This window comes from Actinosynnema mirum DSM 43827 (assembly GCF_000023245.1).
Lineage (GTDB): Bacteria > Actinomycetota > Actinomycetes > Mycobacteriales > Pseudonocardiaceae > Actinosynnema > Actinosynnema mirum.
Genome location: NC_013093.1, coordinates 1,487,244 through 1,509,471 on the forward strand (window position 1 = coordinate 1,487,244; position 22,228 = coordinate 1,509,471).

The 22,228-nt window shown below is 73.4% G+C and carries 23 protein-coding genes and 1 pseudogene; 7 read left to right on the forward strand and 17 right to left on the reverse strand.

From position 1 onward, the window contains the following. Nucleotides 1–64 precede the first annotated feature (64 nt). From lipB to AMIR_RS06745, 3 genes and pseudogenes are all read right to left on the reverse strand, one after another. Complete coding sequence (gene lipB / locus AMIR_RS06740) at nucleotides 65–808, reverse strand: lipoyl(octanoyl) transferase LipB (protein ID WP_015800186.1); 744 nt, start codon at nucleotides 806–808, stop codon at nucleotides 65–67. Nucleotides 809–842: 34 nt separating this feature from the next. Beyond that, nucleotides 843–1,016 (reverse strand): MmyB family transcriptional regulator, encoded by a 174-nt coding sequence (locus AMIR_RS41545; protein ID WP_342626597.1) that lies wholly within the window; start codon nucleotides 1,014–1,016, stop codon nucleotides 843–845. An 88-nt stretch (nucleotides 1,017–1,104) separates the two neighbouring features. Continuing rightward, nucleotides 1,105–1,653 (reverse strand): annotated as a pseudogene (locus AMIR_RS06745) (helix-turn-helix domain-containing protein); the annotation flags it as partial. 102 nt (nucleotides 1,654–1,755) lie between these two features. Here AMIR_RS06745 and AMIR_RS06750 point away from each other — a divergent pair. After that, on the forward strand, nucleotides 1,756–2,199 hold the full coding sequence (locus tag AMIR_RS06750; RefSeq protein ID WP_015800188.1) for a nuclear transport factor 2 family protein: 444 nt from the start codon (nucleotides 1,756–1,758) through the stop codon (nucleotides 2,197–2,199). Further along, the gene (locus AMIR_RS06755; RefSeq protein ID WP_015800189.1) at nucleotides 2,196–3,023 is read left to right on the forward strand and encodes a Rossmann-fold NAD(P)-binding domain-containing protein; all 828 of its coding nucleotides are present in this window, start codon (nucleotides 2,196–2,198) and stop codon (nucleotides 3,021–3,023) included. The genes AMIR_RS06750 and AMIR_RS06755 overlap by 4 nt, the downstream gene beginning before the upstream one ends. Here AMIR_RS06755 and AMIR_RS06760 read toward each other — a convergent pair. From AMIR_RS06760 to lpdA, 4 genes are all read right to left on the reverse strand, one after another. After that, the gene (locus AMIR_RS06760) at nucleotides 3,020–3,643 is read right to left on the reverse strand and encodes a phosphatase PAP2 family protein (RefSeq protein WP_015800190.1); all 624 of its coding nucleotides are present in this window, start codon (nucleotides 3,641–3,643) and stop codon (nucleotides 3,020–3,022) included. The two genes, AMIR_RS06755 and AMIR_RS06760, sit on opposite strands and share 4 nt — an antisense overlap. Then, nucleotides 3,643–4,536: a TIGR01777 family oxidoreductase gene (locus AMIR_RS06765; protein WP_015800191.1), complete on the reverse strand. Its 894-nt coding sequence runs from the start codon at nucleotides 4,534–4,536 to the stop codon at nucleotides 3,643–3,645. Before AMIR_RS06765 ends, AMIR_RS06760 begins: the two co-directional genes overlap by 1 nt. Before the next feature lie 169 nt (nucleotides 4,537–4,705). Then, a complete protein-coding gene (gene sucB / locus AMIR_RS06770; protein WP_015800192.1) occupies nucleotides 4,706–6,427 on the reverse strand; it encodes a 2-oxoglutarate dehydrogenase, E2 component, dihydrolipoamide succinyltransferase in 1,722 nt (573 codons plus the stop codon). A gap of 52 nt (nucleotides 6,428–6,479) precedes the next feature. After that, complete coding sequence (gene lpdA, locus AMIR_RS06775; RefSeq protein WP_015800193.1) at nucleotides 6,480–7,850, reverse strand: dihydrolipoyl dehydrogenase; 1,371 nt, start codon at nucleotides 7,848–7,850, stop codon at nucleotides 6,480–6,482. A gap of 177 nt (nucleotides 7,851–8,027) precedes the next feature. On the opposite strand from lpdA, the gene AMIR_RS06780 reads away from it, so the two are divergent. Continuing rightward, entirely contained in the window at nucleotides 8,028–8,351 is a 324-nt protein-coding gene (locus tag AMIR_RS06780) for an oxidoreductase (RefSeq protein ID WP_015800194.1), read from the forward strand. Between the two features lie 161 nt (nucleotides 8,352–8,512). Further along, nucleotides 8,513–9,121 (forward strand): NAD(P)-dependent oxidoreductase, encoded by a 609-nt coding sequence (locus AMIR_RS06785; protein WP_015800195.1) that lies wholly within the window; start codon nucleotides 8,513–8,515, stop codon nucleotides 9,119–9,121. Between the two features lie 123 nt (nucleotides 9,122–9,244). Here the strand turns inward: AMIR_RS06785 and AMIR_RS06790 are convergent, their stop codons facing one another. After that, entirely contained in the window at nucleotides 9,245–10,744 is a 1,500-nt protein-coding gene (locus AMIR_RS06790) for a leucyl aminopeptidase (RefSeq protein WP_015800196.1), read from the reverse strand. A gap of 208 nt (nucleotides 10,745–10,952) precedes the next feature. Between AMIR_RS06790 and AMIR_RS06795 the strand changes: the two genes are divergently transcribed. Then, nucleotides 10,953–12,182: an amino acid permease gene (locus AMIR_RS06795; RefSeq protein WP_143760661.1), complete on the forward strand. Its 1,230-nt coding sequence runs from the start codon at nucleotides 10,953–10,955 to the stop codon at nucleotides 12,180–12,182. A 17-nt stretch (nucleotides 12,183–12,199) separates the two neighbouring features. Continuing rightward, nucleotides 12,200–13,303, forward strand: coding sequence for a branched-chain amino acid aminotransferase (locus tag AMIR_RS06800; protein ID WP_015800198.1), 1,104 nt, complete (start codon nucleotides 12,200–12,202; stop codon nucleotides 13,301–13,303). Between the two features lie 60 nt (nucleotides 13,304–13,363). Here AMIR_RS06800 and cobS read toward each other — a convergent pair whose 3' ends face one another. The 7 genes from cobS to AMIR_RS06835 all read right to left on the reverse strand — a co-directional run bounded on the left by cobS (nucleotide 13,364) and on the right by AMIR_RS06835 (nucleotide 18,728). Further along, nucleotides 13,364–14,077, reverse strand: a complete 714-nt coding sequence (gene cobS, locus AMIR_RS06805) for an adenosylcobinamide-GDP ribazoletransferase (RefSeq protein WP_015800199.1) — start codon at nucleotides 14,075–14,077, stop codon at nucleotides 13,364–13,366. 31 nt (nucleotides 14,078–14,108) lie between these two features. Continuing rightward, on the reverse strand, nucleotides 14,109–15,146 hold the full coding sequence (gene cobT / locus AMIR_RS06810) for a nicotinate-nucleotide--dimethylbenzimidazole phosphoribosyltransferase (RefSeq protein ID WP_015800200.1): 1,038 nt from the start codon (nucleotides 15,144–15,146) through the stop codon (nucleotides 14,109–14,111). Further along, the gene (gene cobU, locus AMIR_RS06815) at nucleotides 15,143–15,685 is read right to left on the reverse strand and encodes a bifunctional adenosylcobinamide kinase/adenosylcobinamide-phosphate guanylyltransferase (protein WP_015800201.1); all 543 of its coding nucleotides are present in this window, start codon (nucleotides 15,683–15,685) and stop codon (nucleotides 15,143–15,145) included. Before cobU ends, cobT begins: the two co-directional genes overlap by 4 nt. A gap of 132 nt (nucleotides 15,686–15,817) precedes the next feature. After that, nucleotides 15,818–16,804, reverse strand: coding sequence for an aldo/keto reductase family protein (locus AMIR_RS06820; RefSeq protein WP_015800202.1), 987 nt, complete (start codon nucleotides 16,802–16,804; stop codon nucleotides 15,818–15,820). A 29-nt stretch (nucleotides 16,805–16,833) separates the two neighbouring features. Continuing rightward, nucleotides 16,834–17,247, reverse strand: coding sequence for an Imm1 family immunity protein (locus tag AMIR_RS06825; RefSeq protein WP_015800203.1), 414 nt, complete (start codon nucleotides 17,245–17,247; stop codon nucleotides 16,834–16,836). Continuing rightward, nucleotides 17,235–17,948, reverse strand: coding sequence for a DddA-like double-stranded DNA deaminase toxin (locus AMIR_RS06830; protein ID WP_015800204.1), 714 nt, complete (start codon nucleotides 17,946–17,948; stop codon nucleotides 17,235–17,237). Before AMIR_RS06830 ends, AMIR_RS06825 begins: the two co-directional genes overlap by 13 nt. Nucleotides 17,949–18,089: 141 nt before the next feature. Beyond that, on the reverse strand, nucleotides 18,090–18,728 hold the full coding sequence (locus AMIR_RS06835) for a DUF3043 domain-containing protein (protein ID WP_015800205.1): 639 nt from the start codon (nucleotides 18,726–18,728) through the stop codon (nucleotides 18,090–18,092). Nucleotides 18,729–19,132: 404 nt separating this feature from the next. Here AMIR_RS06835 and AMIR_RS06840 point away from each other — a divergent pair, with 404 nt between their 5' ends. Next, the gene (locus AMIR_RS06840) at nucleotides 19,133–19,507 is read left to right on the forward strand and encodes a HesB/IscA family protein (protein ID WP_015800206.1); all 375 of its coding nucleotides are present in this window, start codon (nucleotides 19,133–19,135) and stop codon (nucleotides 19,505–19,507) included. Between the two features lie 134 nt (nucleotides 19,508–19,641). On the opposite strand, the gene AMIR_RS06845 is transcribed toward AMIR_RS06840, so the two are convergent. Both AMIR_RS06845 and asnB read right to left on the reverse strand, forming a co-directional pair. After that, on the reverse strand, nucleotides 19,642–19,833 hold the full coding sequence (locus AMIR_RS06845) for a hypothetical protein (protein WP_041836619.1): 192 nt from the start codon (nucleotides 19,831–19,833) through the stop codon (nucleotides 19,642–19,644). Between the two features lie 296 nt (nucleotides 19,834–20,129). Beyond that, the gene (asnB, locus tag AMIR_RS06850; RefSeq protein WP_015800208.1) at nucleotides 20,130–22,058 is read right to left on the reverse strand and encodes an asparagine synthase (glutamine-hydrolyzing); all 1,929 of its coding nucleotides are present in this window, start codon (nucleotides 22,056–22,058) and stop codon (nucleotides 20,130–20,132) included. Nucleotides 22,059–22,228 lie beyond the last annotated feature (170 nt).

Sequence of the window (22,228 nt, forward strand, 5' to 3'; positions counted from 1 at the left end):
GGAACCCTAGGAGGGGAGTCGGCCCGCTGTCAGCGCTCGGACGCGGTGAGGACCCGTTCGGGCGTCAGGCGCCCTGCACCGCGAAGGTGATGCCCGGCGCGGACGGCTCGGGGCGGGCCAGGGTGCGGTCGGTCAGCGGCAGGTCGCCGTTCAGGGCGTCGATCACCGCGGCCTTCGCCAGCGGCAGCACCTCGGCGACCGCGACGTCCCGGCCCAGCTCGTGCGAGAGCGACGCGACGCCCGCGTCCCGGATGCCGCACGGGATGATGTCGGCGAACGCGTCCAGCGAGGCGTTGCAGTTGATCTCGAACCCGTGCATGGTCACGCCGCGCTGCACCCGGATGCCGATCGCGGCGACCTTGCGCTCCGGACCGCGCCCGTCGGCCGCGATCCACACGCCGCTGCGCCCCTCCACCCGACCGGTGGTCACGCCGAGCTGGTCGCACACGTGGATCAGGGCCTGCTCGACCCGCCGCACGTACTGGACCACGTCCAGCGGCTCGGCCAGCCCCACGATCGGGTAGCCGACGAGCTGGCCGGGACCGTGCCAGGTGATCTTGCCGCCGCGGTCGACGTCGATGACCGGGGTGTCGCCGCCCTTCGGGCGCTCGTCGGCCTCCGTCCGCCTGCCGCAGGTGTACACCGGGGGGTGCTCCAGCAGCAGGAGGGTGTCGGTGGCGGTGCCGTCCGCGCGGGCGGAGGCGAGCTCCCGCTGGAGGTCCCAGGCGGCCTGGTACTCGATGGTGCCCAGTTCGCGCACGTCGAAGGGGGTGTTCTCGGCGCGGCAGGAGGAGTCGGTGCTGCTCACCACTCGACCCTACGCCTGACCGCCGGAGAGCCGGTCACCGCGCGGGGGCCAGCCGGGCCAGCCGCTCGGCGCCCGCGCTGCCCGGCGGCGCGGTGTGCAGCGCGACCCGCAGGTCGTGGCCGGGCACCACGAGCAGGTGCACGTCCAGCTCCAGCCGCCCCACCACCGGGTGCGCCACGACCTTGCGCACCACCGGCCGCTCCCGCACGTCGCGGGCCGCCCACGCGGCGGCGAACTCCGGGCTGTGCGCCCCCGAACTCCTCGGCCACCCGCGCCGCGCCCAGTCCGGGGAACCGCACGGCCGCCGCGCGCAGGTCGGCCGCCGCCCGCTCGGCGAACGCGCCGGGCTCGACCTCGCCGCACAGCGTCCCGCCGAACCGCCGGGACAGCGCCGCCAGCCCCCGCTCGCGCGCGGGCAGCGCGCCGAAGTCGGTGAACAGCGCCACCGCCGCCGCGTTCCAGGCCACCACGTCCAGCGCGGGCGTCACCGCGTACGCGGGCGTCGCCCCCAGCCCGTCCAGCAGCGTGCGCACCGCCTCCGGAACGCCCGGCTCCGGCTCCTCGCCGACGGGCGCGTGCCCGGCCAACCGCGCCAGGTGCTCCCGCTCGGCCCCGGTCAGCCGCAGCGCCGCGCCCAGCGCGTCCAGCACCTGCGGCGACGGGTGCGGGGCCCGCCCCTGCTCGACCCGCTCGTAGTAGTTGACCGTCACCCCGGCCAGCCCGGCGACCTCCTCGCGCCGCAACCCCGGCGTCCTGGTCGACGGCGCCCGCCGCAGCCCCACCTGCGCCGGTCCCAACGACTCCCGCCGGGCCCGCAGGAACCCGGCCAGCTCACGCGCGCTCATCCTCCCCACCCTGGCACGGGACCTCCCCGCGAGCCACGGACCACCGGGAGGGGGCTCGACCGGCAGTGCCGCGCCCGGCCCGCGGCCCGCACGATCGACGGCGTGGACAACGACCCGGAGCTGATCTTCCGCCGACTGCTCGACCTCCTGCTGGCCAAGGACATGGACGCCGTGGCGGACCTGTGGGCCGCGGACGGGACCGCCGAGTTCCCGTTCGCCGAGGCGGGCTCCCCGACCCGCCTGGAGGGCCGCGAGCAGGTGCGCGCCTACCTGGCCGGCTACCCCGACCTGCTGGACGTCACGGGCGTCCCGAACCTGGTCGTGCACCGCACGGCCGACCCGAGCACGGCGGTCGTCGAGTTCACCGCCGTCGGCCGCGCCACCGCGACCGGCGTCCCCTACCGGCTCGACTACGTCTCCGTCGTCACCGTCGCGGACGGCCGCTTCACCGCGTACCGCGACTACTGGAGCCCCGTCGCCGCCGCGCGGGCCACGGGCGGACTGGCCGACCTGACCGCCGCGCTCGACCGCGAGGCGACCGCGTGAGCGTCGTGGTGATCGGCGCGAGCGGCACCACCGGCCGGGCGCTCACCGCCCTGCTGGAGGCGGGCGGCACCCCGTTCCGGCGGGCCGGCCGCACCCCGGCCGCGGGCACGACCGCGTTCGACTGGCACGACCCGAGCACCCACCGCGCGCTCCTGGACGGCGCGACCGCCGTCTACGCCGTCCCGCCGCCCACCACCGGCGACCCGCTGCCCGCCGTGCGCCCGCTGCTGGACCTGGCCCGCCGCACCGGCCTGCCCAGGCTCGTGCTGCTCGGCTCCCTCGCGGTCCTGCCGGACGCCCCCGGCGCCGCCGAGCTGGAGGCCGAGGTGCGCGGGACCCCCGGCTGGTCCGTGCTGCGGCCCGCCGGGTTCATGCAGAACTTCACCGGCGCGCACCCGCTGGCCGCGCGGGTGCGCGAGCGCGGCGAGCTGCTGTCGGCGAGCGGCGACGGCCGGGTCGGCTGGATCGACGCGCGGGACGTGGCCGCCGCCGCGCACGCCGCCCTCCTCGCCGACCGGACCGGGTCCGAGCACCGGCTCACCGGGCCGCAGGCGCTGAGCTACCCGGAGGCCGCGCGGATCATCACCGAGCGGACCGGGCGGGCCGTCCAGGTGGTGGAGGTCTCCGCCGACGAGCTGGCCGGGCACTTCCGGGCGGCCGGGATGCCCGCCCCGTTCGCCGACCGCCTCGCCCGCTACAACGCCGCGGTCCGCGACGGCGGCGAGGGGGAACTGACCGACGGCGTCACCCGGCTCACCGGGCGCGCGCCGCGCCCGTTCGCCGGGTTCGTCGACGACCACCGCGCGGAGTGGGTCACCGGCTAATCGGGCCCGGCCACCACCGGCCGCAGCCGCAGCGCCGCGCAGCACACCAGCCCGGCCCCGGTGGTGGCCAGCACCGCCCCGACCGTGTCGGTGAACCAGTGCATCTCCAGCACCACCCGGCTGGCCGCCGTCAGCAGCACCGCCAGCACCCCGAGCGCCACCACCAGGCGCAGGTGGCGGCGGGCCGCCGCCGCGCACACCACTGCGGCGGTGAACGCCACCGCCGTCACCGCCGTGACGTGCCCGCTCGGGTAGCTCCACTGCGGGTACTCGATCGGCCGGACCCGCCGGTACCCGTACCGGGCCCACACGGTCATCCAGCACACCGCCAGCAGCACCGCGAACCGCGCCACCAGCGGGTCCCGCGCGATCACCGCCCGAGCCACCAGCGACACCAGCGCGATCGTGGCCAGCCCAGGGCTCAGCACCAGGCTGACCACCGTCGCGGGCAGCACCACCCAGGAGCCGAGCCCCAGCGCCGCGTCGTGCAGCGCCACGTCCACCCCCGGCGCGGGCGCGCCCCGCACCAGCAGCCCGAGCGCCACCGAGCACCCGAGCAGCACCAGCCCGGCCAGCGCCTGCCCGGCCAGCACCAGCCCGGTCGTGGAGGGCGAGCGCACTACCGGGGTGTGATCGCGGCGGCGACGGCGGACCCGAGCGCCGGGTGCAGGAACGTGAAGCCGGACCGCTCCAGCGCCTTCGGCACCGCCCGCTGCCCCGCCAGCACGCCCTCCTCGGCCAGCCCGCCCAGCACCGCCTTCAGCGCGAACGGCGGCACCACCCAGGGCGTCGGCCGGTGCAGCGCGTGCCCGAGCGTGCGGGTGAACTCGGCGTTGGTCACCGGGCTCGGCGCGGTCAGGTTCACCGGGCCGTCCACGGTCCCGGTCTCCAGCACGTGCCCGATCGCCGCGACCACGTCGTCCAGCGCGATCCACGGCATGTACTGCCGCCCGGACCCGAGCCTGCCGCCCAGCCCGAACGAGAACAGCGGCTTGAGCTTGCCGAACAGCCCGCCGGACGGGCTGATCACCAGCCCGGTGCGCAGCTTGACCACGCGCACCCCGGCCTCCTCGGCCTGCCGGGTCGCGCCCTCCCACTCGCGGCACAGCGCGGCCAGGAACCCGGTCCCGGACGGGGTGCCCTCGTCCACCAGCGCCTCGCCGGTGTCGCCGTAGAACCCGACCGCGCTCGCGTTCACCAGCACCGGCACCCGGTGCTGCACGACGGCGGCGGCCAGCACCTCGGTGGGCGTGGTGCGGGTGTCCAGCAGGACCTGCTTGCGCGCGTCGTTCCACCGGCGGTCCCCGACCCCGGCCCCGCACAGGTTCACCACGGCGTCGACCCGCTCCAGCGTCCCCTCGTCGATCTTCGCCGAGGGCGGGTCCCAGAACCGCTCGTCCGGCGCGGAGGGCCTGCGCCGCACCAGCCGGAGCACGTCGTGACCACCCGCGCGCAGCGCCGCCACCAGAGAAGTGCCGATGAGACCCGAGGAACCAGCGATGACCACGCGCATGGGGTGATCGTCTCTCAGCGGCGGCGGGCTCGCACACCGGCGCTCCCGGCGAACGGGTGAGGTCTGGCGCACGTCGGGAAAGTCCTCACCCCTGGAAAGCCCCGCGCCTGGAAAGCGGAGAACCCGCCCCCCGTGACCGGGGAGCGGGTTCTCGCGGGTGCTGCTGCCGTCAGAGGCCGAGGTCGCCCTCGAAGGCGCCTTCCTCCAGGCGGTTCTTCATGGTGCTCAGGAAGCGACCGGCGTCCGCGCCGTCCACCAGGCGGTGGTCGTAGGTCAGGGCCAGGTAGGCCATGGACCGGATCGCGATCGTGTCGTCGCCGTTGGCGTCGGTGATCACCACGGGGCGCTTCTTGACCACGCCGACGCCCAGGATGCCGACCTGCGGCTGCTGGATGATCGGGGTGTCGAAGAGGGCGCCGTTGCTGCCCAGGTTGGTCAGCGAGAACGTGCCGCCGGTCAGCTCGTCCGGGGTCAGCTTGTTCCCGCGCGCCCGACCGGCCAGGTCGTTGATCTTGAGCGACAGGCCGGCCAGGTTCAGCTCGCCCGCGTTCGAGATCACCGCGTTGAGCAGGCCGCGCTCGGTGTCGATCGCGATGCCGAGGTGCTCGGAGCCGTGGTACGTGACCTCCTTCTTCGCCTCGTCGATGGAGGCGTTCAGCACCGGGTGCTGCTTCAGGGCCTCGACCGCCGCCTTGGCGAAGAACGGGAGGAACGTGAGCTTCGTGCCCTCGCGCTGCTCGAACGCGGACTTCGCCCGGCTGCGCAGGCGCGCGATCCGGGTGACGTCCACCTCGAACACCTGGGTGAGCTGGGCCGACATCTGCAGCGACTCGCGGGTCCGCTGGGCCACGATCTGGCGCAGGCGGGGGAGCTTCTGCGTGGTGCCGCGCTTGCCGCTGGTGTCCACGGGCGCGGACTTGGCGGCGGGCGCGGCCGGGGCGGCAGCGGCGGCGGGCGCGGCGGCCGGGGCCTTCTTGGCCTCGACGGCGGCCAGCACGTCCTGCTTGCGGATGCGACCGCCGACGCCGGTGCCCTTCAGGGAACCGAGGTCGATGCCGTTCTCCGAGGCCAGCTTGCGCACCAGCGGGGTGACGTAGGGCGCGCCCTCGTCACCGGACTTCTCGGCGGCCGGAGCGGCCTGCTTGGGAGCCTCCTGCTTCGGGGCCTCCTGCTTGGGGGCCTCGGCCTTGGGGGCCTCCTGCTTGGGCGCCTCGGCCTTGGGAGCCTCCTGCTTGGGGGCCTCGGGAGCCGGAGCGGCCTTCGGGGCCTCCTGCTTCGCGGGCGCGCCCGAGCCGATCACGGCCAGCTTGCCGCCGACCTCGACCGTCTCGTCCTCGCCCGCGGTGATCTCCAGCAGCGTGCCCGCCACCGGGGACGGGATCTCGGTGTCGACCTTGTCGGTCGAGACCTCCAGCAGGGGCTCGTCGACCTCCACCGAGTCGCCGACCTGCTTGAGCCAGCGGGTCACGGTGCCCTCGGTGACGCTCTCGCCCAGCGCGGGCATGGTCACCGGGGTGCCGTCGGCGCTGCCGCCGGACGGGGCGGCCTCGGTCTCGGGCTCGGGGTCGGACTGCGGCTCGGGCTGAGCCTCCTCGGCGGGCGCGGCGGGCGCGGGAGCCGAGTCGGCCGGAGCGCTGGCCGCGTCGTTGTCGGAACCGTCGCCGATCACCGCCAGCTCGGCGCCGACCTCGACGGTCTCGTCCTCCTGGGCGACGATCTTCTGCAGGACGCCCGCGGCGGGCGAGGGGATCTCGGTGTCGACCTTGTCGGTCGAGACCTCGAGCAACGGCTCGTCGACCTCGACCCGGTCGCCCTCCTGCTTCAACCAGCGGGTGACCGTGCCCTCGGTGACGCTTTCACCGAGTGCGGGCATCGGAACGGAGATGGCCATCGTTCGCTGACTCCTCGTGCGTTAAGTCGTTCGGCTGACTGGGGTGCGGCGGTCAGCCGTGCACGTGCAGCGGCTTGCCGGCCAGGGCGAGGAAGGCCTCGCCGAGGGCTTCCGTCTGGGTCGGGTGGGCGTGGATCAGGGGAGCCACGTCCTCCGGGTATGCCTCCCAACCGTAGATCAGCTGGGCCTCGCCGATCAGCTCGCCGACCCGCTCGCCGACCATCGTGACGCCCACGACGGGACCCTCGGGCGCCTTGACCAGCTTGATGCCGCCCGCGGTCTTCAGGATCTGGCTCTTGCCGTTGCCCGCAAGGTCGTAGACGAAGGTCTCGACCGAACCGTACTTCTCCTTGGCTGCCGCCTCGGAGAGGCCGACGGAGGCGACCTCGGGCTTGCAGTAGGTGACGCGCGGGATTCCCGCCTCGTCGATCACCTTGGGGTTCTGCCCCGCGATCTCCTCGGCGACGAAGATGCCCTGCTGGAAGCCCCGGTGGGCCAGCTGCAGGCCACGGACGATGTCGCCGACCGCGTAGACGTCGGGGAGGTTCGTGCGCAGGCGCTCGTCGGTGGTGACGAACCCGCGGTCGATCTCGATCCCGGCTTCCTCGTAGCCGTGGCCCGCGCTGTTCGGGCCCCGGCCGACGGCCACCAGGAGCAGGTCGGCGTCCAGCACGTCGCCGTTCTCCAGCGACACCGACACCCCGGTGTCGGACTGGGTGGCGCCGGTGAACTTCACGCCGGTCTTGAACTTGATGCCCCGGCGGCGGAACGCGCGCTCCAGCTGCTTCGAGGCGTACTCGTCCTCGGCGGGGACCAGGCGGGGCAGCGCCTCCACGATGGTCACGTCCGCGCCGAAGGAGGCCCACACGCTGGCGAACTCGACGCCGATGACGCCGCCGCCGAGCACGACGACCTTCTCCGGGACGTGGTCGAGGTTCAGCGCCTGGTCGCTGGTGATGACCCGGCCGCCGATCTCCAGGCCGGGCAGGCTGCGCGCGTACGAGCCGGTGGCCAGCACGACGTTCTTGCCGGTGTACTTCACGCCGTCGACCTCGACGGCGTTCGGGCCGACGAACGTGCCCGCGCCCTGGACCATGGTGACCTTGTTGGCCTTCGCCAGGCCCTGCAGGCCCTTGTACAGCCTGCTGATCACCCCGTCCTTGTACGAGTTGACCCCGGCCATGTCGATGCCCGCGAGGGAGGACTTCACGCCGAACTGCTCGCCCTCGCGCGCGTTGTCCGCGACCTCGGCCGAGTGCAGCAGCGCCTTGGTGGGGATGCAGCCTCGGTGCAGGCAGGTGCCGCCCAGCTTGTCCTTCTCGACCAGGATGACGGACAGGCCCAACTCCGCCGCGCGGAACGCGCAGGCGTAGCCGCCCGATCCGCCACCGAGGATCACCAGGTCGGCGGAGGTGTCGGTCACGGATTTCTCCCTAGGAGAGCTTGATGCCTTACTCCGCGCGGGTGCGCGCGGGTGGTTGCCATCTTGTCACTACACCGGCGGGCGCGGCGACGCGGTGTCCTCTTCGGAGGATTTGGCCCGGCTTTCACACCCGTGCCGGCACCATGTCCGACAACAGTGGCTTTGGGAGGTTCGCAGGTGGGCCTTTTCGATCGTTTCCGCAGGAAGAGCCGTCCCGGCGTGCTCCGCGCGCCGACCTCGGCCGACACCGGCCACCTGGAGCGCTGGGCGGCCGAGCGGCGCGGGGTCGAGGCCTACGTGGAGCCCAAGACGACCGTGACGGAGACCACTGTGGTCCTCGTGGCGCACGACGGCGAGTGGACGAGGCGGCGCATCGACGGCGAGGAGGGCGCGAAGCGGTTCGCGCGCAAGCTCGGGATGCCGATCTACGACGCCGGGATCGTGGGCTACCCCAAGCGGATGCGCGAGTACAGCCGCCGGAAGTCCGCCGGGGAGATCTGACCGGAGCAGACCGTTCGGCCGCGCGGACTGTCGGGAAGATCACCCTTCCGTGAGGGGGCGGGGGTGCCCCGAAGGGCCGCGCGCGTGCGTAGTACTGCTGTGCACATGATCAACTCCCTGTCCCCCGACCCCCTGTCCGACGCGCGTCCGGGGGGCGCGCGGTGAAGCTCGCAGTGCTCGGCGCGAGCGGCCGGACCGGCGCGCTCGTCGCCCACCTGGCGCGCGGGCGCGGCCACCACGTCACCGGTGTCGTGCGCACCGGCAACGGTCGCGACCACGTGGCCGACCCGCTCGACCCCGACTCCCTCGCGCCGGCCTTCGCGGGTGCGGACGCCGTGGTCAGCGCCATCGGGCCGCGCTCGGCCCGCAAGCCCACCAGCGTGCTCGTCGACAGCGCCACCAGCGCGATCGCCGCCATGCGGCTCGCCGGGGTGCGCAGGCTGCTCGTGGTCAGCAGCAGCGCCACCGCCGAGTCCGGCGACACCCCGGTGGTCGCCGCGCTGGTCAAACCCCTGCTGCGCTCGGTGTTCCGGCACGCCTGGGCGGACGTCTCGGCGATGGAGCCGGTCGTGCGCGCCAGCGGCCTCGACTGGACGCTCGTGCGCGCGCCGATGCTCACCAACGGGCCCGCGCGCGGGCGGTACCGGGTGCAGGAGGAGCGCAGCGTGCTCGGCGGTCTGTCCCTGTCCCGCACCGACCTGGCCGCGTTCCTGCTCGACCGGGTGGAGGACCCGGAGTCGTTCGGGAAGGCGCTCGCGGTCGCGTACTGACGTCCTGGAAAGAGACGGGCCCACGGTCCGGTCGGGAAGTTCCCCGCCGGACCGTGGGCCGCTGGGTCGACGCGCGTCGCCACCCCGGCGCGTCTTGCACAGCTGGTGGTTTCTCAGCCGGACCTATTCGGCCGGCTGAGCGGCGATGTCCGCGAGCAGCGCCGCGAGCGTCCGGACCGGGACGCCCGTGCCGCCCTTCGTGGTGTACCCGTGCGCGCCACCCGTGTGGTACGCCGGGCCCGCGATGTCGATGTGCGCCCACTGCACGCCCTCGGCCACGAACTCCTTCAGGAACAGGCCCGCCGACAGCATCCCGCCCCACCGGTGCCCGGTGACGTTCGCCAGGTCCGCCAGCCGCGAGTCCAGGTCGCCGCGCAGCTCCTCCGGCAGCGGCATGGCCCACGCCTGCTCGCCCACCGCGCGGCCCAGCTCGGCCACCCGGTCGCGCAGCTCGTCCGTGCCCATGACGCCCGAGGTGCGCTTGCCCAGCGCCACGACCTGCGCGCCGGTCAGCGTGGCCACGTCGACCAGGTAGTCCGGGTTGTCCTCGCACGCGCGGGTGATCGCGTCGGACAGGATCAACCGGCCCTCGGCGTCGGTGTTCAGCACCTCGACGGTCTTGCCGCCGTACATCTTCAGCACATCGCCGGGCCGGTAGGCCGCGCCGGACGGCATGTTCTCCGCCATCGGCACCCACGCGGTGATGTCCAGCGGGTACTTCAGCTTCGCCGCGAGCACGACGGTGGCGACCACGGCCGCCGCGCCGCTCATGTCCGAGGTCATCTCGTCCATGCCGCCCGCGGGCTTGATGGAGATGCCGCCGGTGTCGAAGGTGATGCCCTTGCCCACCAGCGCGACCTTCTTGGTCGCCTTCGGGCCCTTGTAGGACAGCCGGACCAGGCGCGGCTGGCGGGTCGAGCCGCCGCCGACGCCGAGGATGCCGCCGAAGCCCTGCTTGCGCAGCGCCTTCTCGTCGAGCACCTCGGTGTCCACGCCCTCGGCCGTGGCCAGCGCCACGGCGCGCTCGGCGAACGAGGCCGGGTACAGGTCGTTCGGCGGGGTGTTGATCAGGTCGCGGGTGGCCGTGACGGCCTCGGCGATCGCGGTCGCGGCCTTGAGCGTGGCGTTGTGCGCGCGCTTCACGCCCTCGGCGGGCGGCACCAGGTCCAGCTTGGCCACCGGGCCCTCGCCCTTGTCGGACTTGTACTCCTTGAAGGTGTACCCGCCCAGCAGGGTCCCCTCGACCGCGGCGGCCAGGTGCACGGACGACAGGGTGGTCACGGCGCGCTTCTTGCCGACCAGCGCGCGGGCCGCCGCGCCGGAGGCCTTGCGCACCTGCTCCTCGCTGACCTGGCCGTCCGCGCCGGGCTTGCCGAGGCCGACCGCGAGCACGATCGGGGTCTCCAGCCTGCCCATGGTCGGGACGGTCACGACCTCCTCGGTCTTGCCGGTCGCGCCCAGCGCGCCCAGCACCTCCAGCAGGGCGCCGTCGAAGGCGGTGTCGACGGGCGCGGCGGCCGGGATGAGCGCGAGCCCGTCCGGGCCCTGGAGGGTGCCCACCACGATGGCGTCGGAGGCGGTGGTCAGATCACTGTCGGTGATGGACAGCTTCGGCGCGGTCAAGTTGCTGCTCCTCGTCGGGTTTCCTCCCGGCACTTACCAGGTGTGCTGCGGGAACGGGTGACGGACGCTGACGAATGCTAAAGGTCTTGCTCCGACCCGGCTGGGCGTGCCACAGCTGACTGCGTCGAGTAACAATTAACACGATCGTGCGTCAAGCGGGTGGCCGTTAGCGGCTGCCGGGTCCATCTGCGACTGTGTCACGGTGACAGTGACGCACCGATCCGGGGCAGTGGTGCTGGTGCTGGGGGCCTCGCTCGGCGCGGGCGTCCTCGCCGGTTTCACCCCCGCCGCGGCGCTCGCCGGACCGCTCGCCCCGCTGGCGCTCCTGGTCGCGGGCATCGCCGCGCTCTGCTGCGCGACCGCCTCCGCCGCCGCGCCCGCCACCACCGGCCACCTGCACGTGCGCGCCCAGCTCGGCCCCTGGCCCGCCCGGATCACCGCCGCCGCCAGGCTCACCTCGGCGGCCGGGGTCGGCGCGGCCGTCGCCCACGCCGTCGCCGCCACCGCCGCCCCGCAGCACCGGCTGCCGCTCGCGCTCGCCCTGCTGGCCTGCGTCACCGCGCTCGGCGGCCGGTGGCCCGCCCGCGCCACCCGGCTGCTCACCGGGTTCGTCGTCGTGGCGCTGCTGCTCGTGGTCGTGGTGTGCCTGGCCGTCGCCCCACCCGCCAACCCGGTCGTGCTCGGCGCGGAGCTGGGCATCGAGGGCGTCATGGGCGCGGCCAGCGTGCTGTTCCTGGTGTTCACCGGCTACGAGCGGATCACCGAGGCGGGCGACCCCGCCCTCGCCGGGCCGCTGCGCCGGTTCGCCGCCCCCGCCGGGGTGCTGCTGTCGCTGCTGCTGGCCGCCGCCCTCTGGTTCGCGCTGCGCCACCAGCTCGGCGACGCCCGCCTCGCCCTGTCCCGCGCCCCGCTGCGCGACGCCCTGCTCGTCGCGGACGGCGGCTGGCTGCTGCCCGTCCTCGGGCTCGCCGCGCTCGCCGCGGGCGTCCAGGTGCTGGTGTTCGTCCTCGCCGGGGCCCGCCGCGCGCTCGCCGGACTGGTCGAGTCCGGCGACCTCCCGAAGGTGCGCGGCCGGTGGACCCCGCACCTGGCCGCCTCCGGGCTCGCCCTGGTCGCGGTGCTCGCGCTCACCCCGACCCAGGCGCTCGCCGTCGGCGCGTGCGCCTCCCTGTTCCACGGCTGCTTCACCAGCGCCGCCACCAGGGTCATGCTCCAGGACGACGGCGGAGGCGCCGCGCGCGCCGCCTGCCTGGGCCTTGGCCTGTCGGTGCTGCTCGCCATGGGCGCGCCCGCCGACGCGCTCGCCGTCGTGGGCGCCGCGCTCGCCCTCGGCACGGGCCTGCTCGGGTACGCCGCCCACACCGGGGCCAAGCGCGCCGCCGCCCGCGCCGACAGCGCCCCGGAGAGCAGGGACGACGGTGTCCTGAGACCCCGGTGAGAGCTACTGTCTCCAGCATGACCACACCGCCGCCGTTCACCGTCGACCCCAACGTCGGGCCCGCCACCCAGGACTACCTGGACGAAGCGCTCGCGAACCCCGGTTTCGGCCAGCACTTCACCGACCACATGGTCGTGATCGACTGGAACCGGGCGCACGGCTGGCACGACGCGGTGGTGCGCGGTTACGCCCCGATCACCCTCGACCCGGCGGCGATGGTCCTGCACTACGGCCAGGCGATCTTCGAGGGCCTCAAGGCCTACCGGCAGCCCGACGGGACCATCGCGTCCTTCCGGCCCGAGGCCAACGCCGAGCGCTTCCGCGCCTCCGCCCGCCGCATCGCCATGCCGGAACTGCCCGACGAGCTGTTCCTCGCCTCCCTGAGCGAGCTGCTGGCCGTCGACTCCCGCTGGGTCCCCGCAGGCGGCGGCGAGTCCTCGCTCTACCTGCGGCCGTTCCTGTTCTCCACCGAGCGCGGCCTCGGCGTCCGCCCGGCGGGCGAGTACCGCTACCTGCTCATCGCCTCCCCGGCGGGCTCCTACTTCACCGGCGGCCTCAAGCCCGTCACGGTGTGGCTGTCCACCGAGTACGTGCGCGCCGCCCCCGGCGGCACCGGCGCGGCCAAGTTCGCGGGCAACTACGCCGCCTCCCTCGTCGCCCAGGCCCAAGCCGCCGAGCAGGGCTGCGACCAGGTCGTGTGGCTCGACGCGGTCGAGCGCAAGTGGGTCGAGGAAATGGGCGGCATGAACCTGTTCTTCGTCCTCGGCAGCGGCGCGGACGCCCGCGTCGTCACCCCCGAGCTGTCCGGCTCCCTGCTCCCCGGCATCACCCGCGACTCGCTCCTCCAACTCGCCAAGGACTTCGGGCTGGGCGTGGAAGAGCGCAAGTTCTCCACCGAGGAGTGGCGGGACAAGGCGGCCAGCGGCGAGCTGACCGAGGTCTTCGCCTGCGGCACCGCCGCCGTGATCACCCCCGTCGGGCACGTCAAGCACGACGGCGGCGAGTTCAGCGTCTCCGGCGGAGCCACCGGCGAGATCACCATGAAGCTCCGCGACCACCTCACCGGCATCCAACAGGGCCGAGTCGAAGACCCCCACGGCTGGATGACCAAGCTCCTCTAGATTTCGGGTTCTGGCGCGGGTCGGCAGTGCGACCGGCCCGCGCCGGCCCACAGCGGTGGTCTAGCCGAAGGAGCAGACGACCAAGACGCACAAGGTCGCCGCCTCGCAAGCCGCGCCCAGCACATCACCGGTGACCCCGCCGAAACGGCGACGGGTGTGCCCGACCAGCGCGAACACGACGGCCGCCGCGAGCGCCACACCCAGCGGACCGCGCCACGGATCCACCAGCGCCCCCGCCACCGCCAGCGCCGACCACCAGGCCACCACCACACCCGCGGACTGCGAACCGGCGACCAGCGCGCCCAACCCCTCGGGCCGCGCCGCCGGGACACCCCGCGCGCAGCACAGCACGAACGCCGCGCGCCCCGCCGTCAACGCCAGCACGACCGCGCCCCAGGACACCCCACCCAGCGCGACCGCCTCGGCGCCCAGCACCACGATCAACGTCACCACGCCGAACGGGCCCGCGCCACCGTCCTTCATCACGGCCAGCGCCCGCTCCGGCGGCCCGTAGCAGCCAAGACCGTCCGCCGTGTCCGCCAGCCCGTCCAAGTGCATCCCGCGCGTGGCCAGCCCGAGCCCGCCCACCACGAGCAACCCCGCCAGCAGCGGCGGCGCGCCCAGCGCGGACAACCCGAGCAGCACCACCGCCGCCACCACGCCCAGCAGCACGCCCACCAGCGGAGCCGCCGTGATCGCCCGGCGCGCGACCCGGCGGTCCACGTCGTCGACCCGCACCGGCAGCACGGTGAGCCAGGACAGCGCGAGCCTCACGACGCGCGCTCCCCCGAGGTGACGCGCCCGGTCACGCCGGGCCCGTGACGCCCGCGCCGTCGAACGTCGCCATCTCCGCCAGCACCCGCGTGGCCATCACGACCAGCGGCAGCGCCGCCACCGCGCCCGAGCCCTCGCCCAGCCGCATCCCGAAGTCCAGCAGCGGCTCCAGGCCCAGGTGCCCCAGCGCGATCGCGTGCGAGGGCTCCGCCGAGCGGTGCCCGGCCACCCACCACTCGCGCGCGCCCGGCGCCAGCTCCTCCGCGACCACCGCCGCCGCGCCGCTCACCACGCCGTCCAGCACCACCGGGGTGCGCCGCACCGCCGCCTGCGCCAGGAAGCCCGCCATCGCCGCGATGTCCGCGCCCGACGCCACCGCCAGCAGCCGCACCGGGTCGCCGGTGTGCGGGCGGGCCCGGCGCAGGGCGTCGCGGATCGCGGCGGTCTTGCGCATCCAGCCGTTGTCGTCCACGCCCGTGCCCCGGCCGACCGCCGCGACCGGCTCGGTGCCGGTCAGCGCGGCCACCAGCACCGCCGCGGGCGTGGTGTTGCCGATGCCCATGTCACCGGCGATCAGCAGGTCGGCCCCGCCGTCCACCTCGTCGTCGGCGAGCCTGCGGCCCAGTTCGATGGCGCGCTCGGCCTCCTCCTGGGTGAGCGCGTCCTCGCGGTCGATCGACCCGGAGCCGCGGCGGACCTTGTCGTCGCCGACCGCCGTGTCCGAGTCCACCGCCACGTCGACCACGCGCACGGTCGCGCCCGCGACGTTCGCCAGCACGTTCACCGCCGCGCCGCCGGTGAGGAAGTTCGCCACCATCTGCCCGGTGACCTCGCTCGGGTAGGCCGACACGCCGTGCCGCGCCACCCCGTGGTCGCCCGCGAAGACGATCACCCTCGGCCGGGTGAACGGGTGGGGCGGGCACTGGCCCTGGCAGGCCGCGACCCACGCGCCGAGGTCCTCCAGCCTGCCGAGCGACCCGACCGGCTTGGTCAGCGCCGCGTGGCGGGCGACGGCCTCCAGGCGCGCGCTCTCACTGGGGGCCTCCACGGGCGGGAACTCGATGGTCACCGACTACCTCCGGCTTCGCGCAGTCGCAGTGGGATTCCGGCGACGACCAGGGTCACCTCGTCGCAGACCTCGGCCAGCCGCGCGTTGAGCGAGCCGAGGTGGTCGCGGAAGAGCCTGCCAGAGCGGGTGGACGGCACGACACCGAGGCCGACCTCGGCGGACACCAGGACCAGGCGGAACGTGACCGCCGCCACCGCGTCGACCAGCGCGGCGCACCCGGCCTCGACCTCGTCCGCGCCGCCGCCCTCCCAGGCGTTCGCGTCGTCGAGCACGTTGGTGAGCCAGGTCGCCAGGTCGTCGACGATCACCGGGCCGGTCAGCGACGGCAGCAGCGCGGGCAGGCCGGACGGGACCTCGGCGGTGCGCCACGAGGCGGGGCGGGAGCGCACGTGCCGGGCGATCCGGGCGTCCCAGTCGGGGTCGTCGGGGTAGCGCCGGGCGGTCGCGACGTAGGTGGCGTCGGGGCTGGTCAGCAGGCCCTCGGCGTGCGCGGACTTGCCCGAGCGGGTGCCGCCGAGCACCAGCGTCCGAAGAGTCACAGCATTCCACCCGACGAGTGAGGACGTTGAGCCTGACCGGGGGACCGTACCGGGACCGGGCCGGGCAGGACGGGGCCAGGCGGCCCTGGTCGGGGCCGCCCGGCGCGTCGCAGCTCTGCCGGTGCTGCGGTGTTACGGGGCCTTGGTCAGGCCGGGGTTGCTCTCCACGACGCCCTCGAGCACGGCGTCGATCTTCTCCAGCAGCTCGGGCTCCAGCTTCACGCCCGCGGCCTTGACGTTGTCGGTGACCTGCTCGGGGCGGGACGCGCCGATGATCGCCGAGGCCACGTTCGGGTTCTGCAGCACCCAGGCGACGGCGAGCTGCGCCATGGTCAGCCCGGCCTCCTCGGCGAGCGGCTTGAGCTTCTGGACCTTCTCCAGCACCTCGTCGCGCATGAACGAGGAGATCGCCTTGGAGCCGGACTCGTCGGCCGCGCGCGAGCCCGCCGGGGCCTGCTGGCCGGGCAGGTACTTGCCGGTCAGGACGCCCTGGGCGACCGGGGACCAGACGATCTGGGACAGGCCCTCGCGCTCGGAGGTCGGCACGACCTGCGGCTCGATGACGCGCCACAGCATCGAGTACTGGGGCTGGTTGGAGATGAAGGGGATCTTCAGCTCGCGGGCCAGCGCGGCGCCGCGCGCGATCTGCTCGGCGCTCCACTCGGAGACGCCGATGTAGAGGGCCTTGCCGGAGCGGACGACGTCGGCGAACGCCGTCATCGTCTCCTCGAGCGGGACGGTCTGGTCGAAGCGGTGGGCCTGGTAGAGGTCCACGTAGTCGGTGCCGAGGCGCTCCAGGGAGGCGTCGATCGACTCCATGATGTGCTTGCGGCCGAGGCCCTTGTCGTTCGGCCCCTTGGGCCCGGTGGGCCAGAAGACCTTCGTGAAGATCTCCAACGAGGCCCGCCGCTCACCCTTGAGCGCCCGCCCGAGCACGGCCTCCGCCTTGGTGTTGGCGTAGACGTCGGCGGTGTCGAACGTGGTGATGCCCGCGTCGAGCGCGGCGCGGACGCACGCGAGCGCCTGCTCCTCCTCGACCTGCGACCCGTGGGTGAGCCAGTTGCCGTACGAGATCTCGCTGATGTTGAGGCCGCTGCGGCCGAGGCGTCGGAACTCCATGGTGGGCAGCCTAATACGAAGTCTTTCGACTAGCTAACGATGTTGAGGAGGGGGTGGTCGGCGGGGATGCGGGAGTTGTGGGCCAGGTAGGCCGCGAGGACGGCGCGGACCACGTCGAGCGGGACCTCCTGGTCGGCCGGGATGTCGGTCGCGTTGGCCACCAGGTCGTAGACCACCGTGCCAGTCGTCCCAGCCCGGCCTCGCGTGGCGCGCATCGGGTCGTCGTGCACCTGGACGAAGCCCCGGTCGTTGCCGATGCCCGCGTACGCGGTCGGGGAGCCCCAGGGGTCGGCCGCGTCGCTGATCTCGACGATGCTGGGGCACGGGTGCCCGGTCGACCGCTCCCGCACGCGCTCCACCAGAGCGTCGAGGTCCTCCTGGGTCTCGATCAGGACCGGGTTCGCGCCCGTCTCGTGGTCGAAGATCGCGCTCAACGTGGCCACGGTGGCTTCCGCCCTCCGGTGAAGGTCCGCTCGTACCCGTTGCTCCCGTGGACCGTGAGGGAGCTCCCCTCGGGCAGCACCACGCCGATCAGGTTCTCGCAGCCCCACACCAGCGGGCAGGGGATGTTGTTGATCACGACGGTGGCGTGCTCGATGTCGTTGCGCCGCATGTGCGCGGCCAACTTTATCTCCACGTGCATCGCCACGAAGGGCATCCCCGGACGCGGGTAGCCCTCCTCGCGGAGTGCCTCGTAGGCGGCCCGCGCGTCCGGCCCCTCGCCGCTGATCAGCTCCTGCGCGGCTCCCTGACCGGTGAACCACCAGCCGTGCGTCTTGGCGCTGGTGTTCGGGACCACGGTCGGCGGGAGCCGCTCGGCCAGCTCGTCAACCCGCTCAGACCCGTTCGCGCCTGGGGAAGCGCGTTCCGCGCCTGAGGTCCCGAGCGCCGCGATGATCCGGCGCACCGCCCCCAGCGCCGCGTCCAGGTCCCGACCCACCACTCGGTCCGCGTCGTGCGCCACCTCGCGGAACGACGCGGCGGCGGTCACCACGTCGGTCTGACCGCTGCCCGCGCCAGCCGCCTCCACCAGTTCGGCGGCCTCCAGGGCCAGGTCCGCCGCCAGCGCCAAGCGGGCCTGCGCCCCGGCCGCGACCTCCGCGACCCGGTCGAGCGCCGCCCCGACGTCCCCGAGCGAAGGCATGGCCGCACCCGCTGGTCAGCAGTGGTGAACCCGTCGCCTCAAGCTATCGCCGCGCACCCCCACCGCACGGGTGAAGCCCCCAACCGACAGCGGGCCGCCTCCCGGAGGAGGCGGCCCGCTGTGGCGAGGTGCCGGGGAGTGCTAGTCGATCTTCGTGCCCGGACCCACGCGCGGCTTCGGGACGCGGAGCTTGCGGAGCTGGCTCGCTCGGATGAAGGAGTACCAGCCGACCGACAGGCCGCCGATCTTCTCCTTCGGGAACTTCGCCCGCACGCGCCTGGTCACCGTCACGCCCAGGATCACGCCCTCGACGATCATCGCCAGCAGCATGAACGAGGTCGCCAGGGTCGCGTACTGCTGCACCACCAGCGACGGCACCAGCAGCGCCACGAACACCAGGATGGCCAGCGGCATGAACAGGCCCATGAGGTTGCGCCTGGAGTCGATCACGTCCCGGATGTACGCCTTCACGGGACCGCGGTCGCGCGGCAGCAGGTACTTGTCGTCGCCCGCCATCATCCGCTCGCGGCGGAGCGCGGCGGCGGCGCGGCGCTCCTCCTTGCTGGTCTTGCTCTGCCTCATCCGCTTGAGCGCCTCGCGCTGCGTCTTCGGCGGCGGCGCGACGGGGCCGCGGCGCTTGGTCTCGGCCTCCCGCCGCTTGGGCGTGGGCCTGCCCTTGCCGGGCGTGCGCCCCGGCTCGGGGGTGCCGCTCACCTCCACCGGGATCTCCTTGGCGGTGCTCTCAGCGGCTTCGTCGGCGTTGCGGCGCAGGAACCTCACGACGCCTAGGGTAGGAGATGACCCGTTTCATCCCCTTCGCAAGGTGCGAATCGTGATGGGGAACCGGGCGCCGGCCGAGGCCGAGGTGAGTCCGGGACGAGCCCGTGACGGGCGGGAACAGCGCCGCGAGCGAGCGCGTTCAGTGGGCAGGACGTGCCGTTCGCCACCGATGGGCGTCACACGTTCGTGAGATGTCGGAACCTGCCGTGACCAGCCCCTCCCCGCCTCCCGCCCAGCTCAGCGCGACGGCCGCCCCCACGACCCGCGACCACCCGCCGAGACGCCGGTCGCAGCCCCGGTCGAGCACCCCCGCGCCTGTGCGACGATGGGTGCTGGAACAAAGCGGGCACCAGTCGTGTTCGCAGGGGAATAGACGCCCGCAAAGGACCTCTGTAGGGAGAGCCATGACGACCGCTCAGGATTCAGCAGTCCCGACGCCCGACGCCCCGCCCACGCACGGTGTCACCCTGACCGACGCGGCGGCCTCGAAGGCCAAGGCGCTGCTCGACCAGGAGGGTCGCGACGACATGCACCTGCGCATCGCCGTGCAGCCGGGTGGCTGCGCGGGCCTGCGCTACCAGCTGTTCTTCGACGAGCGCAGCCTCGACGGCGACGCCCTGCGCGACTTCGAGGGCCTCAAGGTCGCCGTCGACCGGATGAGCGCCCCGTACGTCGAGGGCGCCGTCATCGACTTCGTCGACACCATCGAGAAGCAGGGCTTCACGATCGACAACCCGAACGCGGGCGGCTCCTGCGCCTGCGGCGACTCGTTCCACTGATCGACCGCCCTCGGGCGCAGGAACGGCCCCGGCCCCACCACGTGGTGGGGCCGGGGCCGTTCGCGTGCTCGGTGACGTCCGGCGGCGGCCGAGCGCTCGCGGTCCGGGCGGGGACGCCCTCGGACGGGGAGGGCTCAGGCCCGGCTCAGGCCGTACGAGTCCAGTTCCGCGACCTGCCGGTAGTTGCTCTCGGCCACCCGCCACGGCGCGGCGGCGCGCTGCTCGGGCAGGTGCGCGTGGCCCGGCTCCGGGCGCAGCTCCGACGGGATGTCGGTGCAGTCCGCGATGAGTTCTTCCAGCGTGTCGGCTTCATCCTGGATGTTCACGCCCGAAACGTAACCGGCCCACGAGCTTGACAAAAGTCCTACTGGGAAGTAATGGACTTCTACCGACCGGTAATGGTCGGTAAGGGGCAACCCGCCCCGGCGTCCGCGAGCCGCCCGCCACCCGTCCACCCGGCCTGGCGAGCGAAGATGTGACCCACCTCTCGATCGACCGCCGATCGACCCGGAACGCGCCCGGCCCCGGAAACGGGAAGGGCGCGGGCCGCCGTGGTGACGACCCGCGCCCGCAAGCCCGAAGCTTCGGATCTCCGCTGCTCAGGACCCCGCTCGTGCGGTGGTCAGAGCTTGACCGGGTACTGCGGCTCCGGGATCTGCGGCCGGATGCGGCCCTCGACGAAGATGCCGTGCCAGATCATGAACACCAGCAGCGCCCAGATGCGGCGGCTGTGGTCCGCCACCCCGTTGCGGTGGTCCTCGATCAGGCGCAGCACCGCGTCCTTGTCGATGTACTGGTCGGTCTGCGACTGCCGGACGTTGTCCACCGCCCAGTCGTGCATCTCGTCCTTGAGCCAGTGCCGGATCGGCACCGGGAAGCCCAGCTTCTTCCGGTTCAGCACGTGCGCCGGGACGATGTCCCTGATCGCCCTGCGCAGCGCGTGCTTGGTCGTCTCCCTGGTGAGCTTGAGCTCCGACGGCACCTGCGACGCGATCCGGAAGACCTCCGGGTCCAGGAACGGGACGCGCAGCTCCAGCGAGTTCGCCATGGTCATCTTGTCGGCCTTGACCAGGATGTCGCCGCGCAACCAGGTGAACAGGTCGACGTGCTGCATCCGGGTGACCGGGTCCCACTCCGCCGACTCCCGGTAAGGGCCGGCCGTGACGTCCATGTGGGACACCGCCGGGTCGTAGGTGCGCAGCACCTGGCGCAGCTGGTCGTCCAGGAAGATCCGGGCGTTGCCGTAGTAGCGCTCCTCCAGGGTCAGCGCGCCCCGCCGCAGCAGGTCCTTGCCGCGCACGCCCTGCGGGATCTTCGTCGACACCCGGCCCATGGCCTTGCGCAGCGCGCTCGGCACCTTGTCGAACGGCGCCAGCGACAGCGGCTCGCGGTAGATCGTGTACCCGCCGAACAGCTCGTCCGCGCCCTCGCCGGACAGCACGACCTTCACGTACCGCCGAGCCTCGCGCGCGATGAACCACAGCGGCACCAGCGCCGGGTCCGCCACCGGGTCGTCCAGGTACCAGGTGATCAGCGGCAGGGCGTCCATCATCTCCTGCGCCGACACCGGCCTGACCACGTGCTTGACCCCGATCGCGGCGGCCGACTCGGCGGCCACGTCGATCTCGGAGTAGCCCTGCCGCTCGAACCCGGTGGTGAACGTGATCAGGTCCGGGTTGTGCTGCTTGGCCAGCGCCGCGACCACGGTGGAGTCGATGCCGCCGGACAGGAACGAGCCGACCGTGACGTCCGCGCGCATGTGCTTGGCGACCGAGTCGCGCAGCGCCTCGGTGATCTCGTCGTACAGGCGGTTCGCGTCCGCGTCGCCGTGCACGGTCCTCGGCCGGAACGTGGCCGGGAAGTACCGCTCCACCACCGGGGTGCCGCCGGGGGTGACGGTGAACGAGGTGCCGGACTCGATGCGGTGAACGCCGCTGTGCATCGACTCGGGCTCGGGCACGTACTGGAGCGTCAGGTAGTGCTGGAGCGCCTTGCGGTCGACCTGCGGCTGCACGCCCAGGGCGTTGACCAGCTCCAGGACCGACTTCTTCTCGCTGGAGAACGCCACCCCGCCGGGGCCCGCCGAGTAGTACAGCGGCTTGATGCCGAACGGGTCGCGGGCGCCGAAGACGACCTTGCGCGCGCTGTCCCAGATGACGAACGCGAACATGCCGCGCAGCCGGGCCACGGCGGCGGGCCCCATGTAGTGGTAGGCGGCGACGATCGTCTCGCTGTCGCCGTCGGTGGCGAACCGCGCGCCGTAGCGCTCGGTCAGCTCCGCCCGCAGCTCCAGGTAGTTGTAGATCTCGCCGTTGAACAGCATCGCGTACCGGCCGGGCGCCTCCGGCGGGCCCCACAGCATGGGCTGGTGCGAGTGCTCGATGTCGATGATGGACAGCCGGTTGAAGCCGAAGACGACCTCACCGCCCTGCCAGGTGCCGCTCTCGTCGGGGCCGCGGTGCCGCTGGCAGCGCAGAGCCCCCGCCACCGCCGAACGCGCTCGCTGGGCGTCGCTCTCGCTAGGGCAAACAAGTCCTACCAGGCCGCACACGGCGTAGCACCTTTCGTGTGGTGTGGAGAAGAGCCCAGTATGCCGGGACTACTTCGTGTGACCGAAACTGCACCGCACCCGCCCCGCCCCCGAGGGGTGACCGCCTTCGCGCTGGGTTACGCTCCCGCATGATCCGGCAAGGACCCAGGTACTTCGTCCTTTTGTCCTTG